Source organism: Enterobacter cloacae complex sp. SHL012, from assembly GCF_049237505.1.
Classification (GTDB): Bacteria; Pseudomonadota; Gammaproteobacteria; order Enterobacterales; family Enterobacteriaceae; genus Enterobacter; species Enterobacter kobei.
Map to the genome: position 1 here is coordinate 483,471 of NZ_JBMKIZ010000001.1, position 16,563 is coordinate 500,033.

The 16,563-nt window shown below is 55.4% G+C and carries 13 protein-coding genes; 4 read left to right on the top strand and 9 right to left on the bottom strand.

Features of this window, described 5'->3' with window-relative positions; all coding sequences use genetic code 11:
- Window positions 1-37: 37 nt before the first annotated feature.
- Genes silA through ACOTY9_RS02395 form a run of 4 tightly spaced genes read right to left on the bottom strand, consistent with a single transcriptional unit; the run spans window position 38 to window position 6,206 of the window.
- Window positions 38-3,178 (bottom strand): Cu(+)/Ag(+) efflux RND transporter permease subunit SilA, encoded by a 3,141-nt coding sequence (silA, locus tag ACOTY9_RS02380; RefSeq protein WP_348565736.1) that lies wholly within the window; start codon window positions 3,176-3,178, stop codon window positions 38-40.
- Window positions 3,179-3,188: 10 nt separating this feature from the next.
- Entirely contained in the window at window positions 3,189-4,439 is a 1,251-nt protein-coding gene (locus ACOTY9_RS02385; RefSeq protein WP_421637299.1) for an efflux RND transporter periplasmic adaptor subunit, read from the bottom strand.
- 11 nt (window positions 4,440-4,450) lie between these two features.
- Window positions 4,451-4,792, bottom strand: coding sequence for a cation efflux system protein CusF (gene cusF, locus ACOTY9_RS02390; RefSeq protein WP_063861368.1), 342 nt, complete (start codon window positions 4,790-4,792; stop codon window positions 4,451-4,453).
- Between the two features lie 28 nt (window positions 4,793-4,820).
- The gene (locus tag ACOTY9_RS02395; RefSeq protein WP_063861369.1) at window positions 4,821-6,206 is read right to left on the bottom strand and encodes an efflux transporter outer membrane subunit; all 1,386 of its coding nucleotides are present in this window, start codon (window positions 6,204-6,206) and stop codon (window positions 4,821-4,823) included.
- Window positions 6,207-6,368: 162 nt separating this feature from the next.
- Between ACOTY9_RS02395 and ACOTY9_RS02400 the strand changes: the two genes are divergently transcribed.
- Together ACOTY9_RS02400 and ACOTY9_RS02405 are read left to right on the top strand one after the other, a co-directional pair.
- Window positions 6,369-7,052: a copper/silver response regulator transcription factor gene (locus ACOTY9_RS02400; RefSeq protein WP_045134020.1), complete on the top strand. Its 684-nt coding sequence runs from the start codon at window positions 6,369-6,371 to the stop codon at window positions 7,050-7,052.
- A complete protein-coding gene (locus tag ACOTY9_RS02405) occupies window positions 7,042-8,496 on the top strand; it encodes a Cu(+)/Ag(+) sensor histidine kinase (RefSeq protein ID WP_348565498.1) in 1,455 nt (484 codons plus the stop codon). The genes ACOTY9_RS02400 and ACOTY9_RS02405 overlap by 11 nt, the downstream gene beginning before the upstream one ends.
- 4 nt (window positions 8,497-8,500) lie before the next feature.
- Here the strand turns inward: ACOTY9_RS02405 and ACOTY9_RS02410 are convergent, their stop codons facing one another.
- Complete coding sequence (locus tag ACOTY9_RS02410) at window positions 8,501-9,406, bottom strand: LysR family transcriptional regulator (protein ID WP_180253379.1); 906 nt, start codon at window positions 9,404-9,406, stop codon at window positions 8,501-8,503.
- Window positions 9,407-9,523: 117 nt separating this feature from the next.
- Between ACOTY9_RS02410 and ACOTY9_RS02415 the strand changes: the two genes are divergently transcribed.
- Complete coding sequence (locus tag ACOTY9_RS02415; RefSeq protein ID WP_348565497.1) at window positions 9,524-10,942, top strand: MFS transporter; 1,419 nt, start codon at window positions 9,524-9,526, stop codon at window positions 10,940-10,942.
- 79 nt (window positions 10,943-11,021) lie between these two features.
- On the opposite strand, the gene ACOTY9_RS02420 is transcribed toward ACOTY9_RS02415, so the two are convergent.
- From ACOTY9_RS02420 to ACOTY9_RS02430, 3 genes are read right to left on the bottom strand one after another with little or no spacing between them, the layout of a single operon-like run.
- Entirely contained in the window at window positions 11,022-12,017 is a 996-nt protein-coding gene (locus ACOTY9_RS02420; RefSeq protein WP_047344258.1) for a DUF2891 domain-containing protein, read from the bottom strand.
- A gap of 9 nt (window positions 12,018-12,026) precedes the next feature.
- The gene (locus tag ACOTY9_RS02425) at window positions 12,027-13,013 is read right to left on the bottom strand and encodes a DUF979 domain-containing protein (protein ID WP_023330441.1); all 987 of its coding nucleotides are present in this window, start codon (window positions 13,011-13,013) and stop codon (window positions 12,027-12,029) included.
- Window positions 13,010-13,732 (bottom strand): DUF969 domain-containing protein, encoded by a 723-nt coding sequence (locus ACOTY9_RS02430; RefSeq protein WP_045134013.1) that lies wholly within the window; start codon window positions 13,730-13,732, stop codon window positions 13,010-13,012. The genes ACOTY9_RS02425 and ACOTY9_RS02430 overlap by 4 nt, the downstream gene beginning before the upstream one ends.
- Window positions 13,733-13,930: 198 nt before the next feature.
- Between ACOTY9_RS02430 and ACOTY9_RS02435 the strand changes: the two genes are divergently transcribed.
- Window positions 13,931-14,476 (top strand): winged helix DNA-binding protein, encoded by a 546-nt coding sequence (locus ACOTY9_RS02435; protein ID WP_045134012.1) that lies wholly within the window; start codon window positions 13,931-13,933, stop codon window positions 14,474-14,476.
- Window positions 14,477-14,478: 2 nt separating this feature from the next.
- Here the strand turns inward: ACOTY9_RS02435 and glgX are convergent, their stop codons facing one another.
- Window positions 14,479-16,554, bottom strand: a complete 2,076-nt coding sequence (gene glgX, locus ACOTY9_RS02440; RefSeq protein ID WP_047344259.1) for a glycogen debranching protein GlgX — start codon at window positions 16,552-16,554, stop codon at window positions 14,479-14,481.
- Between the last annotated feature and the right edge of the window lie 9 nt (window positions 16,555-16,563).

Sequence of the window (16,563 nt, forward strand, 5' to 3'; positions counted from 1 at the left end):
CATCTCGTAAAAATCCCGCCATTACAGCGGGATTTTTTTATGGCTTTTTATGCCTGCGCAACCAAATCAACTTGTAAGCCGCAGGAATGATAAACAGCGATAACAGTGGCGCTGTGATCATCCCGCCGATCATGGGCGCCGCTATCCGGCTCATAACTTCCGAACCGGCACCGGTCCCCCAAAGTATTGGCAGCAGGCCCGCAATGATCACCGCGACGGTCATGGCCTTTGGCCGCACACGGAGCACGGCACCATGATAAAGTGCTTCATCAAGCCCTTGTTCTGTGAACGTTTCCCGACGGGACAGTTCAGGTTGCGCTTCAATAGCATGACGTAAATACATCAGCATAACGACCCCAAATTCCGCTGCGACCCCGGCCAGGGCGATAAATCCGGTTCCGGTTGCGACTGACATATGGAAACCCTGCCAGTAGAGAAACCATATTCCACCGACCAGGGCGAACGGCAGACTCATCAGGATCAGCATTGCTTCATCCACGCGACGGAACGCCAGGTACAGTAAAATGAAGATGATCATCACCGTCATCGGTACCATCAGTTTTAGCTTCTTATTGGCATGTTCGAGAAGCTCAAATTGTCCGGAGAAAGACACGCTGGTACCTGGCATCAGCTTCACGTTCTGACTGATGGCCGTCTTAATGTCGTTCACCACCGATACCATATCCCTGCCCCGTGCATCGATGTAAATCCAGCTGGCTGGCCGGGCATTCTCCGTTTTCAACATCGTGGGGCCGGAAACAACCTTAATATCAGCCACATCGCCCAGCGTGATCTGCTGTTTCATCGGCGTCAGGATAGGCATCTGTTTTAACGCATTCGGGCTGTTCCGGTAGTCCTGAGGATAACGAATATTGATCGGGTAGCGGGCGACGCCTTCCACCGTTTCACCTACCGTTACGCCGCCAATGGCCGAAGAGACAAACAGCTGCACATCGCCCACCGTCATTCCGTAGCGGGCGGCTTTTTCCCGGTTAATATCCACATCAATGTAACGCCCGCCCTCCAGGCGTTCCGCCAGAGCAGACACCACGCCGGGCACCGTTTTGGCGACCGCCTCGATGCGCTGCGCCGTGGCGTCGATATCAGACAGAACGGTACCGGACACTTTGATACCTATCGGGCTTTTGATCCCGGTGGAGAGCATATCAATGCGGTTACGAATAGGCGGAACCCACAGGTTAGCCAGGCCTGGCAAACGAACGGTGTTGTCCAGTTCGTCAATTATCTTGTCAATCGTCGTGCCGGGCCGCCACTGATCCTCTGGTTTGAGCTGAATCGTAGTTTCCACCATTTCAAGCGGTGCGGAATCCGTTGCCGTTTCTGCCTTACCTGTCTTGCCGAAAACAGACGCCACTTCAGGCACCGTTTTGATGAGTTTGTCCGTGGTTTGCAGGAGCGCCGCTGCTTCTGCCGGAGACACACCGGGCAAGGTCGAGGGCATATACAGCAGGTCGCCTTCGTTGATCTTCGGTAAAAACTCACCGCCCACCTGGCTCAGCGGCCAGATAACCGTGAAGATAGATAAGGCTGCAACCAACAGGGTGGCTTTTGGCCAGTGGAGAACCCTGATCAGCAGCGGATGATAGGCGTTAATCAGCAGCCGGTTCAGCGGGTTACTGTTCTCTGCGGGGATTTTTCCGCGGATCCAGAAGCCCATCAGGATGGGGATAACGATGATGGCGAGCATGGCCGCCCCCGCCATGGAGTACGTTTTCGTGAAGGCCAGTGGACCAAACAGTCGCCCTTCCTGTCCCTCAAGGGTAAAGATGGGAATAAACGATAAGGTGATGATCAGCAGGCTGATAAACAGTGCGGGCCCCACTTCCACAGAGGCATTGGTGATCACCTTCCAGCGGGTGGCGTTGTCGATCTGCTCTTCCGGATGCTGATGATCCCACTCTTCCAGCCGTTTGTGCGCGTTTTCAATCATCACAATGGCCGCATCCACCATCGCACCGACGGCAATGGCAATGCCCCCCAGCGACATGATGTTGGCGTTCAGTCCCTGAAAATGCATCACAATAAAGGCAATACACAGGCCGAGCGGCAGAGAGACAATCGCCACCAGCGCAGAGCGGACATGCCAGAGGAACAGCGCACAGACGATGGCCACCACGATAAATTCTTCAATCAGCTTGCCGCTCAGGTTATCGATAGCTCTGTCGATTAACTGGCTGCGATCGTAGGTCGTCACAATCTCGACGCCTTCCGGCAGGCTGGCCTTCAGCGTCTCCAGCTTATCCTTCACCGCCGTAATGACTTCACGCGCATTTTTGCCCGAGCGCAGGATCACCACGCCACCCGCCACTTCCCCCTGCCCGTTCAGCTCAGCAATACCGCGGCGCATTTCCGGCCCCGTTTGTACGCGAGCAACATCGCGCAGGTAAATAGGGACACCGTTCGCACCGGTTTTCAGCACGATATTATTGAAATCGTCTATCGTCTGTAGGTAGCCGCTGGCCCGGACCATATACTCTGCTTCCGCCATTTCAACCGACGATCCCCCTGCTTCCTGGTTCGACGACGCAAGGGCCTGCTTAACCTCCGACAGGCTTATGCCGTACTGGGCAAGTTTTAACGGATTGACCTGGATCTGATACTGCTTAACCACACCGCCAACCGATGCCACTTCAGCCACGTTGGGGATGGTTTTTAACTCAAATTTCAGGAACCAGTCCTGCAATGAGCGCAATTCTGCGAGATCGTGCTTACTGGAACGATCGACCAGCGCATATTCAAATATCCAGCCCACCCCCGTGGCATCCGGGCCAATTTCTGAACTCACGCCAGCAGGCAGTTTGCCCTGAACCTGGTTCAGGTACTCCAGTACGCGCGACCGGGCCCAGTACAAATCAGTACCGTCTTCAAAAATGACATACACATACGAATCACCAAACTGAGAAAAACCGCGCACGGTTTTGGCACCGGGTACCGACAGCATGGTGGTAGTGAGCGGATAGGTCACCCGATTTTCAACTATCTGCGGGGCCTGGCCAGGATAGCTGGTTTTGATAATCACCTGAACGTCAGACAGGTCGGGCAAGGCATCGACCGGTGTGTTGATGATGGTCCATGCGCCCCAGATGCTAAGAAACAGCGCCCCCATCATCACCAGGAAACGGTTTGCGACGGACCGCCGAATAATCCATTCAATCATCATCGTCCCCTTAATGACCTGAATGCGTGTTGTCTGCTGTTTCAGCGTGACGCATGCGCTCCAGCGCGCCGGTAATATTGGCCTCGGAGTCAATCAGGAACAGACTGCTAACTACCACCGTCTCCCCTTCGTTGAGGCCTGAACCAATACCGGACTGCTGCTGAGATTCATGCAGAACGTGGATCGGTTTCGGCACAAAATGCCCCTCTGCATCGACGGTAATCACGCGCTGTTCCTTTCCGGTATCAATAACGGCCTGGGACGGGATCAACAGCATCTCCGGACTTTGCGTATTCAGTTTGAGATACGCATTCATGCCCGGTTTCAGACGCTCGTCTTTGTTGGAGACCTGCAGGCGCACCTGCAGCGTACGGGTGCTGGGATCCACGCTCGGCAGAAGGTTCCATTTTTCAACCGGGAAGGATTTATCAGGGTAAGCGGGTACTGAAATCTCAAACTGCGACGTGTCTTTCAGCAGATAAGCAATAGACTCAGGGACCGCCGCGCCGATCCAGACCGGATCCATCCCCTGAATTTGAGCGACCACCTTATCTTTTGAAATATTCATGCCGGTGCGCAGGTCAAACGCCGTGATAACCCCGTCAATGGGAGCCTTGATGGTAAATCGGGTCTGGATAGTGCGGGTCGCCCGTAGCTTCTGAATATCTTCATCCGGCATCCCGGCCAGCCGAAGACGTTCAAGTACGCCTTTGATTTGCACAGGCGTTCCACCGGTACCGGATAACAGCAAAAACTCACTCTGCGCCTCTACCCAGTCCGGAATGGTGATATCAATCAGCGGCGTGCCTTTCCTGACATGGTCGCCGATCGTCAACGGGTATACTTTCTCAACGAAACCTTCCGCGCGCGCCTGCACAATAACAAACTGATAGTCGTTATAACTGACATTGGCTGGGATCGTCTGGCTATAATTCAGCGTTCCGCGAGTGACTTTTTGCGTTTTTAACCCCAGGTTCTGGACCTGCGTGGGGTCAATGCGTATTCCGGCACCGCTTTTATCATCATTTTCATCCGCATATTTTGGCACCAGATCCATATCCATAAACGGTGATTTGCCAGGTTTATCGAATTTAACGTCTGGCTTCATCGGGTCATACCAGAAAAGTACCTTTCTTTCAGAAACCTGATTTTCAGGTTTTGCAGAGGTGTGAATATGCTGCCATGCCGTGACGGATATCAGCCCTCCTGCAATAAGGCTGCTGACTATCATGGCAGCGTATTTTATTTTTAAAGATGCCATGCTACTTCTCGCTATTTAATGCTCTTCAGTAAAGAGATATTGCCCTGCTGGACAAACGAAAAATCAACGTGGCTACCGACTTTCAGGGCCGAAATACTCTCGTCAGCCTGAAGAAAGGTGAAGCGCATCGTCATCGCGGGCCAGCCCACCGCCGGGATAGCATCATGGGCAATAGTGACTTTTTTACTCGTGAGATCAATATCCTTGATAATGCCGGTCCCCTTAATAATCTGCTCTGAGGTTCTTTCACTGGCAATATTCATTCCTGCGTGCTGATGAACCTCGGCCTGAAGGCTGGCAGAAAACATTACGGCGATCGCACCGAGGACAACGGTTTTAAGTGAATTACGCATTTTTACTTTCCTGTTTAATTAAATGAATTTATTCGACCCAACCGCCACCCAGTGCGGTGAAGAGCGTAATTTCATTCACCTGTCGGGCATAAATAAGGTCGAGAAGAGTTTGCTGCGTGGAGAACAGAGAACGTTCTGCATCAAGCACTTCGATATAGCTCACCGCACCGCTGGAATATAACCCTCTGGCACGTTGCAGGGTGATATTTAGCGAATCAAGATACCGCTGCTGGGCATTAATTTGCTGGTTAATGCTTTCCCGCAGCGCGAGCGCGTCAGCAACCTGTTTAAAGGCGGACTGAATTTTTTGTTCGTAATTCACAACCGACTGCTGCTGGCGAATTTCAGCCAGCTTCAGGTTGGCTTTATTTCTGCCTGCATTAAACAGGGGGATATCAATTTTAGGGATAAAATTCCACATCCCACTGCCCGTTGTGAAAAGGCTGGAGAGTTCCGTGCTGCCCGTTGAAAGTCCGCTGGTCAGTGAAATGGACGGGAAAAAGGCAGCACGTGCCGCACCGATATTCGCATCGGCCGCTTTAAGCTGATACTCCGCCTCCATAATATCCGGGCGCTGCAGCAGTATCGCTGATGAAAGATGAGGCGGCAGCCTGACCGGCGCAATATCGCTGGCGTTCATGCCGCTGTTGCCCGGCAGTGCGCGATACGTTCCGAGGACCAGCTGCAGGGCATTATTGGCCTGCGCCAGCTCACCCTCTCTTTTGGCTATCTCTGCCTGAGTGCTTTCAATCTGCCCCCGGGCCTGCTCCAGCGCCAGGACGTTTGTGCTGCCGGTCACCAGCTGTTGCTCAACGAACGCGTAAGACTGCTGGTAATTCTTCAGCGTCTCCTGCGCAATACGGCGTTGTTTATAGGCCAGCTGCTGGTTGAAATAGCTCTGCGACACGTTAGAGATGAGCAGAATATGCACCGCACGACGGGCTTCTTCGCTGGCAAAAAAGTTTTGTCGGTCCGCCTCGCTCATGTTCCTGAGCCTGCCGAAGAAATCGAGTTCATAGCTTACTGCAAGACCTGCGTCGTACTGCTGCGAGGCAGGTTTGTCACTTTTCAGACCGCCGCTATAGGTGATACCCGAGGAGGCATTCAGCTGAGGATAACGATCCGCATCCGTCACCGTGAACTGCGCCCGGGCTTCTTCAACCTTCAGGGCAGCCATTTTTAAATCGCGGTTGTTTTCCAGGCCCTCGCTGATCAACCCAACGACCTGGGGGTCGACAAAAAAGTGACGCCAGCCGGTATCCTGATACCCCGCCACCGCAGGTGTCAGGCCATTTCGGGATAACGAAAACTGCTGGGGCACCGGTGACGCGGGTCGCTGGTACTCAGGCGTCAGCGAGACGCAGCCTGTCAGGAAAAATACCGTACTGATGCTAAGTCGTTTTAACAGGAACATAATGGTTCAAATGAAGTCCAGAGTATTTTTAGGGTCACTCTACTGAACGCATCCTGTTTGACGGGTGACAGGATAATGACAATGTTGTCATTTTTAACGTAAGTCATTGTTAACGGCCGCGAGCACAATAGAATGTCGTCAGCAGCCAGTCAGGGGAGCAAGATGAAGATACTGATCGTCGAAGACGAAATGAAAACCGGTGAATACCTCAGCAAGGGACTGACTGAAGCGGGGTTTATCGTCGACCACGCTGACAATGGCCTCAACGGTTACCATCTCGCCATGACTGCGGAATACGATCTGCTGGTTCTGGATATTATGCTTCCCGACGTGAACGGCTGGGATATTGTCCGCATGCTGCGTTCGGCCGGGAAAGGAATGCCCATACTGCTCCTCACGGCGCTCGGCACCATTGAACACCGGGTCAAAGGGCTTGAGCTGGGTGCGGATGATTATCTGATTAAGCCTTTTGCCTTTGCTGAACTTCTCGCCCGGGTAAGAACGCTGCTGAGGCGCGGAAATACGGTGATTGCGGAAAGCCAGCTTCAGGTGGCTGACCTGACGGTTGACCTCGTGTCGAGAAAAGTGAGCCGGGCGGGGAATCGCATCCTGTTAACCAGTAAGGAGTTCAGCCTGCTGGAGTTTTTCCTTCGTCATCAGGGAGAAGTGCTGCCCCGCTCCCTGATTGCCTCTCAGGTGTGGGACATGAACTTTGACAGCGATACGAACGCCATTGATGTGGCGGTAAAACGGCTTCGGGCAAAAATCGATAACGATTATGAACACAAGCTGATCCAGACGGTGCGCGGTGTGGGCTATATGCTGGAGGCGCCGGATGCGCATTAAGCCTTTCAGGCGCCCTTTTTCGCTGGCTCTTCGGCTGACCTTTTTTATCAGTCTCTCCACGATCCTGGCGTTTTTCGCCTTCACGTGGTTTATGGTGCATTCCGTTGAAAAGCATTTTGCTGAGCAGGACATCAGCGATCTGCAGCAAATCAGCATCGCGATGCACCGTATCCTACAGTCACCTGCCGAACCCGAGCGGAAGAAAATCAGTAAACTCAACGAGTCGATCGCCAGTTACCGCAACGTTGCCGTTCTGCTTGTGGATCCGCAGGGAAATACCCTGTTCAGCTCGGCACACGGGGCAGCATTACGCCCTGCGATGAATACACCGGATTTTAACGTGCACCGTCGCACCCAGGATGTCTTTCTGTGGACGGTGGAGGACTCTTCTGCTTCCATGCACGCGGGGCCCGACATGAAAATGGACACGTACCGGATTATCGCCTCGTCAGGCACGGCGACATTGCAGGGCAAATCGCAGGACTACGTGATGCTGATTGGCCTCTCCATTAATTTTCATCTGCACTACCTGGATGCCCTGAAGAAGAATCTCTTCGCGATTGCCGCGGCAATCAGTCTGCTGATTATTGTTGTCATTCGTATTGCGGTACGCCAGGGCCATCTGCCTCTGCGTAACGTCAGCACCGCCATTAAAAATATCACCTCAGAGAATCTCGACGCGCGACTTGAACCGTCCCGCGCGCCCGTTGAGCTGGAACAGCTGGTGATCTCTTTCAACCATATGATTGAAAAAATAGAAGATGTCTTTACCCGCCAGGCCAATTTTTCCGCCGATATCGCGCATGAGATCAGAACACCTGTTACCAATCTGGTGACGCAAACGGAAATTGCGCTGAGCCAGAACCGTTCTCAGAAGGAGTTGGAAGATGTGCTGTATTCCAGCCTTGAAGAGTACAACCGAATGACCCGGATGGTCAGCGACATGCTGTTCCTGGCGCAGGCGGATAATAATCAGCTCATCCCGGACCGGGCGATCTTTGATTTGCGCGCTGAAGTCATGAAAGTGTTCGATTTCTTCGAAGCCTGGGCGGAAGAACGTAACGTCACGCTGAAATTTAACGGAATGCCCTGCCTGACAGAAGGCGACCCGCAGATGTTCAGAAGGGCGATTAACAATCTGTTATCCAATGCCCTGCGCTATACGCCGGAAGGAAAAGCGGTGACCGTCTCACTCCGAGAGCAGGAAAACAATGTTGAACTGGTGGTTGCCAACCCCGGCGTGCCGATCCCGGAAGAACATCTGCCAAGGCTGTTTGACCGATTTTACCGGGTGGATCCATCAAGACAGCGTAAAGGCGAAGGCAGCGGCATCGGCCTTGCCATCGTGAAATCCATCGTCAGCGCCCATCACGGAAAAATCCGTGTGGAATCCGATGCGGTATCGACGCGCTTTATACTTTCCGTGCCGAAGAAAACCGTTTAAGCGGTCAGCGAACCGGCCGACATACTTCCAGCACCTTCTCCCTGAGCCACCGGTGCGCGGGATCCTTTTCCATGCGCGGATGCCACATCTGTGAGACGGTAATGCTCCGGGTTTTAAACGGCAGTTCAAAGACGTGTACGCGTTCTGACATGGTCTGATTGAGCAAATACAGCGCCGGGACCATGGCAATCAGATCGGAGGCCAACGCCACGGATAACGCCGTCGGGAAACCGGGCACAACGCTGGCGACGTTACGTTTCATCCCGCGTTCCGCCAGCGCGTCATCGACAAAACCGTGTAACGATCCGTCGGGCGAGGCCACCACATGCCCCCAGGAGATATAATCCTGCAGGCTAACTGACGGACGCGAAGCCAGTGGATGCCCCTGGCGCACTGCGCCAACAAACCTGTCCTGAAACAGCCGTTGCAGACGTATTTCAGGCCCCATATTGCTCTGCACGCCGATTTCCAGATCGACAAGCCCCTCTCGCAGATAGCGCGAGGTTTTTTCAGGTTTCGGAGAGAAACGGATACAAACGTCGGGGGCAACACTTGCGACTGCGGCAATAAGCAGTGGCCCAAACGCCACCACAAAACCGTCGTTGGCTCTGATGGTGAACAGGCGCGCCAGATTCTCGACCTTCAGCGTATCGCTGGAGGGCTGGAGCACCGCCCTCGCCTCGTGTACGGCGTTGCGGGCGCGATCCCGTGTGGCTTCCGCCCAGGGGGTCAGCACCATCTGACGACCCGCCCGAACCAGAATAGGATCGCCGGTGACCTCCCGCAGCCTGCTCAGGGTTCGGCTCATGGCTGAGGTGCTCAGGTTTAAGCGTCGCGCCGCGCCCGCCACGCTGGCTTCGGCCAGCAGGACATCGAGCGCGACAAGCAGATTAAAGTCAGGATCGGTCATGAGGAATCCTCAGATAGGGCGTTATATGCAACGATTAAGTGCAAATGCTGCGTCTTCCGCCCTGTATACCTGATGATTATAGTTTCGTCATTACTATTCTTTTCTGGAGTAACGACGATGACGCTATTTTCAAACCTGCCCGGCGATGAAGGTTTATCCGGGCATGAGCGCGCCCGGGTCCTGGCCGCCGTGATGACCACCACGCTGATGGGGGTCTTTGACGGAACGATGATCAACATCGCGCTCCCCTCCATGGCAAGCGCAATGCAGGTTCCTGCCAATGTTGCTGTCTGGTTCGCCAACGGTTATCTGCTGTCAGCGGCCATGACCCTCGCCATCTTTGCCGCGCTGGCGGCGCGCGTGGGCTATCGCCCGGTGTTTCTGGCCGGGCTCGCCACCTTTACGCTTACCTCTCTCGGCTGCGCGCTGGCGAAGACCCCGGATGTGCTTATCGGAATGCGTATTCTGCAGGGCATCGGCGGCGCGGCCACCCTGAGCATCGCCCCGGCAATCCTGCGATCCGTTTTCCCCGGCAGACTGCTTGGCCGCGTTCTGGGACTGCACGCCCTGCTTATCGCCTCCAGCACGGCCATAGCCCCGGTGCTGGGCGGAACGATTCTGAACGCGCTGAGCTGGCAGTGGCTGTTCGCCATTAACCTTATTCCAGGCTGCATCGCCCTGCTGCTGGCATGGCGCGCTTTACCGAAGGAATCAGCGGGTGATAAATCCTCCTTTGATGCGCCAGGCGCAGTGCTCTCCGCAACATTTCTGGGAGCAACGATCATGACGGCCAACAGTCTTCAGCGCGTCACGCAGCACATTAATCACGAAGCCATCGGCTGGGGACTTTTCGCGCTGATGAGCGCCCTCGCCTTTATCTGGCGGATTCGGCGGGCAAGTCACCCTTTATTGCCGCCCGTCATATTCAAAAACGGACGCTTTACCCTCGCTGCGCTAACCTCGCTGGCCTCGTTTGTGAGCCAGGGCATCACCTTTGTCGCGCTGCCGTTCCTGTTTCAGAGCGTGTATGGCTACAGTCCCGTGGTTTCTGCGCTGCTCTTTAACCCGTGGCCGATAGGTATTGTGCTGATTGCGCCGCACGCGGGGCGTTGGGCAGATATGATTTCCGCGCCGCTGATTTCGACCCTCGGGCTGATGATATTTATCGGTGGGTTGGTTCTGCTGGCGACCCTGCCTGAAAGCCCATCCGTATGGAACATCTGCCTGCGCAGCCTGGTTTGCGGGATAGGGTTTGGCTGCTTCCAGAGCCCCAATAACCGGGAAATGCTCGCTAACGTGGCGCGAGACTATGCCAGCTATGCCTCCGGCGTGTTGTCTATCGTCAGGACATTCGGCCAGTGTCTCGGCGCCGCTACGGTGGGCGTGCTGCTGGCGGCAACAACCGGCCAAACCCTTGATGACCGGATCGTGCATGTTGCGCTGTGGATCGCCGTCATAGCCTCGACGGGCGCCGTGTTGTTTAGCGCGAGCAGGCTGCGCCCGGCGGCGCTACGCTTGCACGGGCCTACAAGATAATATGCAATATATTGATTTTAATGAACAATGTAGGCCGGGTAAGCGCAGCACCACCCGGCAAGAAAGGCGTCTCGTTTATTTACTCCAGCGCCAGCAGCGCAAAGCTCGCCAGCCAGTGCCCGCCGCTGTAGTGGCTGCCGACAACATGCTCTATGCTTGCCATCAGGTGTTTCGCCACCGAATCACGCAGCGCCTGCTGCGCCGGATGGTTTGCGGGAAGCGCTTTTGCGATATGCTTCATACACCAGGCGCGGCTCAGGTTTAACCCGTCCAGATGGGCAATTTTCGGGTCGGTACGGTCACTCACTTGCGCCGGGCTCATCAGGGCTGCAACGGCGCCCACCTCCGGCAAAAACGCGTCGAACCAGGCCGGGAAGTCCTCTGCCACCTTGCTCATCAGCAACGCTTCTGTCAGCGCACCGGAAATATACTCATCACCGCCGGGCTCGTAGTGCGCCGGGTAGCGCGTGTCGGCGAGATAAAACCGTTCCGCTGATGCCAGAATAGCCTGCTCAAGCCCGCTGTCCCCCACTGTACGCGCATAGTCGAGCGCCAGCGCCAGAGCAAACGCCGTGTTGTAATGCGTCCCGACGCGGATCGGATAGGTGAGCTTGCCGAGGTAATCCACCAGACGATTGCGAATATCCTGCGTTAACGGTTCAAGCGTCTGATACCAGCCTGCGGCCTGCGGCAGTGAAGACTGTTTCAGTTCCTGGGCCAGCGCCAGCAGCCAGCCGTAGCCATACGGGCGCTCAAACGAGGCGCGGAACGGCGCAGTAAAATAGGCCAGTTCCTTAGCCACGTTCTCTTCGGTCAGATGCTCGTCGAATAGCGCGACGATTTCATCCCGGCACGGCAATTCGGGATAGAGACGCACGCAGCGCAGCAGCAACCAGTAGCCGTGCACGGCCGAGTGCCAGTCAAAACAGCCGTAGAAAATCGGGTGCAGTTCGCGAGGCGGCAGAACATCACCATCATCATTCAGCAGATGCATGATGTGGTTCGGGTATTCCTGGCGCAAATAGGTTAAAGGCATTCGGGCAAACGCGTCAGCCTGTTGTTGCGTTAATTCCATAACCACTCCTTAGCGAAAAACGAGGAAATACATTAAGAACACGTTCACCACCAGCAAGGTTAACGCGGTCGGGATCTGGATCTTGATCACCTGATATTTGTCTTTCAGCTCCAGCAGCGCGGCGGGCACGATATTGAAGTTCGCGGCCATCGGCGTCATCAGCGTGCCGCAATACCCTGCGTACATGCCAATCGCCAGCAGCGGCGCCGGGTTACCGTGATGCACGTTAATCAGGAACGGTAAGGCGATACCGGCACTCAATACCGGGAAAGCGGCAAAGGCGTTACCCATGATCATGGTAAACAGCGCCATCCCCACGCAGTAAATCACCACCAGCATGAAGCGGTTATCCGGGTTCACAAACAGGCTCACTACCTTTTGCACGGAGTCACCGGTATTGGCCGCCACGAATACCCCACCCAGCATGGCCAGCATCTGCGGCAGGATCACCGCCCAGCCGATGGTATCGACAAGACGGCGAGACTGGCGAATCGCGTGCAGCGGCGTGCCCTTCGTCAGCCACCAGCCGGTGAGGATCGCCGCGACGCAGGCCACGCACAGCGCCGCAAGGGTGAGCTGTTTCTGGTCGAGAAGATAAACGCCGCCAATCGACACGCCCTTCAGGAACAGCGTCCCGATAACCGTCACCACGGGGATCATCAGCGCGGGCAGGAACAGCCAGTTTTTGAGCCGGTTTGACGAGGCAACCCGTTCCTCGTCAGAGGCCATTTTGTAGTGCCCCTTTCCGACGAGACCAAAGCCCGCCAGCAGCGCGATAACAATAACGCTGCCGCCGATGATCCGGTACGCCAGCGATTTGCCGAGCTCCTGAACCATCAGATCACCGAACAGGAAAATCCCACCAAATAAAAACCAGAAAAGCGCGGTGGTGAAACGCTTCGGATTCGCACGATCGCGCAGGGTCATGACCACCAGCAACATTACGACGAAGCCAATCAGGTAGTACACGCGGTTAATGGTGATAAGCGTCATCATTGCGCGGCCCCCTGCGTTGCCTGCTCTGCACGCCAGGCCATCACGTCACGACGGATACTGGCATCCAGGCGCAGCAGGCGTGTCATATGAATAATCAATGCCGCAATGGCCGTCGGAATGGCCCACAGGCCGATATGCAGCGGTTCAATCCCCTGAATGCCGTTCTCTTTCAGGAACGCGTCAATCAGCAGCACTGCACCAAAGGCGATAAAAATGTCTTCCCCAAAGAAGACCGCGATATTGTCACACGCGGCGGCATGGGCTTTGATTTTGTCGCGGATATGCTGCGGCAGTTCACCATACTCGTTCAGAGCGGCCCCTTCCGCCATCGGCGCCAGCAGCGGGCGTACCGTCTGGGCATGCCCGCCCAGCGACATCAACCCTAACGCGGCCGTGCCTTCACGGGCGACAAAGTAGAGCATCAAAATGCGCGCCGAGGTAGCGCTGGCGATCTTCGCGACCCAGGCCTGGGCGCGCTCTTTTAGCCCGTAATATTCCAGCAGACCAATGACCGGCAGGATCAGAATGAAGGTCGCGAGCGATCGGCTATTGACGAACTTCTCGCCAAAGGTCTCAAGCAGCATGCCGAGATCCATACCGACCAGCAGACCCGTCGCCAGCCCCGCGACCACGACCACCAGTAGCGGGTTGAAGCGCAAAGCAAAACCAATAACCACGATCGGTATCCCGATCAGCGGCAACAGCGTAGAACCGTCCATAACGTTTACCCTATCGAAAGTGAGCGTTGCGCGCCGACGGCTATTTTTTTAATTTGCGGCGAGCGATGTTGTGTTTTCGTCAGGCTTTGCAAAACCTGCGCTAAAAAGCTATATCTGAACCTCAAAAACATGTAAACAATTTATCAATAAAATGTTCTTATTTTATCGATGAGTTTACATTTCTGACTAAGGAACGTTATGACCTCAGAAAAGCATGCTTCACCCCATCACGACGACATCAACGATGGCCGGATCGTCTCGTCCCGCCATCTGGTGTCCGAGCGCTGCGCGGAACTGTCAGAGCTGGAATACGCGCTGATCATGACCAGCAACGCGTTCAACAAATGGATGGTGCGCTGCATGACGGCTGCCGGCGAGCCCGATATGGGCGCCTTTGATGTCTCACTTCTGCACCATGTGAACCACCGCGATCGCAAGAAAAAGCTGGCTGATATCTGTTTTGTTCTCAACGTGGAAGATACGCATGTGGTGACTTATGCCCTGAAAAAGCTGGTTAAAGCAGGCTACGTGACAAGTGAGAAAGCGGGTAAAGAGCTCTTTTTCTCCACCACGGAGGAAGGGAAAGCGTTATGTATGAAATACCGCGACGTGCGGGAGGCGTGTCTGATCGCGATACATGCGGAGAGCGGCATTGCCGGAAAATCCATTGGCGAAACCGCGCAGCTGTTACGCACGATTTCCTCCCTGTACGACACCGCCGCCAGGGCGGCGGCATCACTGTAAACTCAGGGCCGTCGGAAAAGAGTAATGCTGCGTCCGGCCAGCTCGAATTCTACCGCTTCGGTGATCGCCTTCCCGGTCACGGCGTCATCGGCTGTAGACAGCTCTAGCACCCATCCTCCTTCACCAAACTGTGGGATCTGGAATGCCACGCTGCCTTCAAACGGGTTGAACAGCATGAGCACATCGTGCCAGATCCCCTCTTCCTGTTTGAGATCGGGCCTGCTGATGGACACCCCGAGCGTCGAGCCCTCATCCCACTGCTCTGCCTGCTGCGGACCGCCGCCGGCGTTAAACCAGCGGATCTCCAGCCCGTCGCGCCAGCTTTCACGACGCAATAACGGTTGCGCGGCACGAAGCGCAATCAAACGTCGGGTAAACTCGCGCAGCGCGGCGTCGTTCTCGGAGAGTCCTTTCCAGTCGATCCACGAGATCTCACTGTCCTGGCAGTAGCCGTTGTTGTTGCCCTTCTGCGTGCGGCCAAACTCATCGCCGGCCAGCAGCATTGGCGTACCATGGGAAAACAGCAGCGTGGTCAGGAAATTACGCTTCTGCCTTTCGCGGGTAGCAATAATATCCGGGTTCTCCGTCGGCCCTTCTTCGCCATAGTTGTATGAACGGTTATCGTTATGGCCATCATTATTGTCTTCCCCGTTGTCGGCGTTATGCTTCTCGTTGTACGACACCAGGTCATTCAGCGTAAAGCCGTCATGGGCGGTGATGAAATTAACGCTGGCCCAGGGGCGACGCCCGCGCAGATCGTACAAGTCACCGGATCCCAGCAGACGGGCGGCAAAGTCGTTAGAGACGTTATCCCCCTTCCAGTACTCGCGTACGGTGTCGCGGTATTTGTCGTTCCATTCACCCCAGCCTGGCGGAAAACCGCCCACCTGATAGCCGCCGGGGCCGATATCCCAGGGTTCACCAATCAGCTTCAGTCGGGATAAAACCGGATCCTGGGTCATGGCGTCGAAAAAGCCGCCGCGCGGATCAAACCCTTCCGGTTCGCGGCCCAGTATCGTTCCCAGGTCGAAACGGAAACCGTCAATATGCATCGACTCCGCCCAGTAGCGCAGCGAATCCATCACCATCTGCAGCACACGCGGGTGAGAGGTATTGACCGTGTTCCCCGTTCCGGTGTCGTTGATGTAATACCGGTGCTGGTCAGGCAGCGTGCGGTAATAACTGTAGTTATCAATGCCTTTAAACGAGAGCGTGGGGCCAAGCTCATTGCCTTCCGCCGTGTGGTTATACACCACGTCGAGAATCACTTCGATGCCCGCATCATGATAAGCGCGCACCATATCGCGAAAGCCCTGTATCCCCGCCGGGCCGAAGTAGCGCGACGCCGGCGCAAAAAAGCCCAGCGTGTTATAGCCCCAGAAGTTTTTCAGACCGCGGTCGAGAAGATGTTGATCGTCCGGGAACCAGTGAACCGGGAGCAGCTCAACCGAGGTGATGCCGAGACTTTTGATGTAGTCCACGGAGGCTTTATGCCCCATCCCCTCAAAGGTGCCGCGCAGTTCGGGAGGAATTGCCGGGTTCATCTGGGTAAACCCTTTTACGTGGCTTTCATACACCACGGTGTTCGGCCAGGGGATAGTGGGTCGGTTAGTGTCCTGCCAGTCACAGGCGTTCGGGTCGATAACCTTACATTTTGGCGTGAACGGGGCGCTGTCACGGGTATCAAAGCTCAAGTCTAATTCGTCATGCCCCAGCGCATAGCCGAAATGGGCCTCGTTCCAGTCGATATCACCCACCAGTTCGCGGGCATAGGGGTCGATAAGCAGTTTATGCGGGTTGAAGCGATGACCGTTTTCCGGGTCATAGGGGCCGTAGACGCGATAGCCGTAAAGCGCACCGGGCTTCAGATCCGGCACATAGCCGTGCCAGACTTCGTGGGTATATTCAGGAAGCTCGAGCCGGGCGATTTCCATTTTCCCGGAGGGGTCAAACAGACAGAGCTCCACCCGCTCAGCGTGAGCGGAGAACAGCGCGAAGTTGACCCCCTTCCCATCATAATTTGCACCCAACTGCTGGCCATGACCGGCCCGAATTTCAAACGTTGTATCCTTTGCCATTTTCGTTCT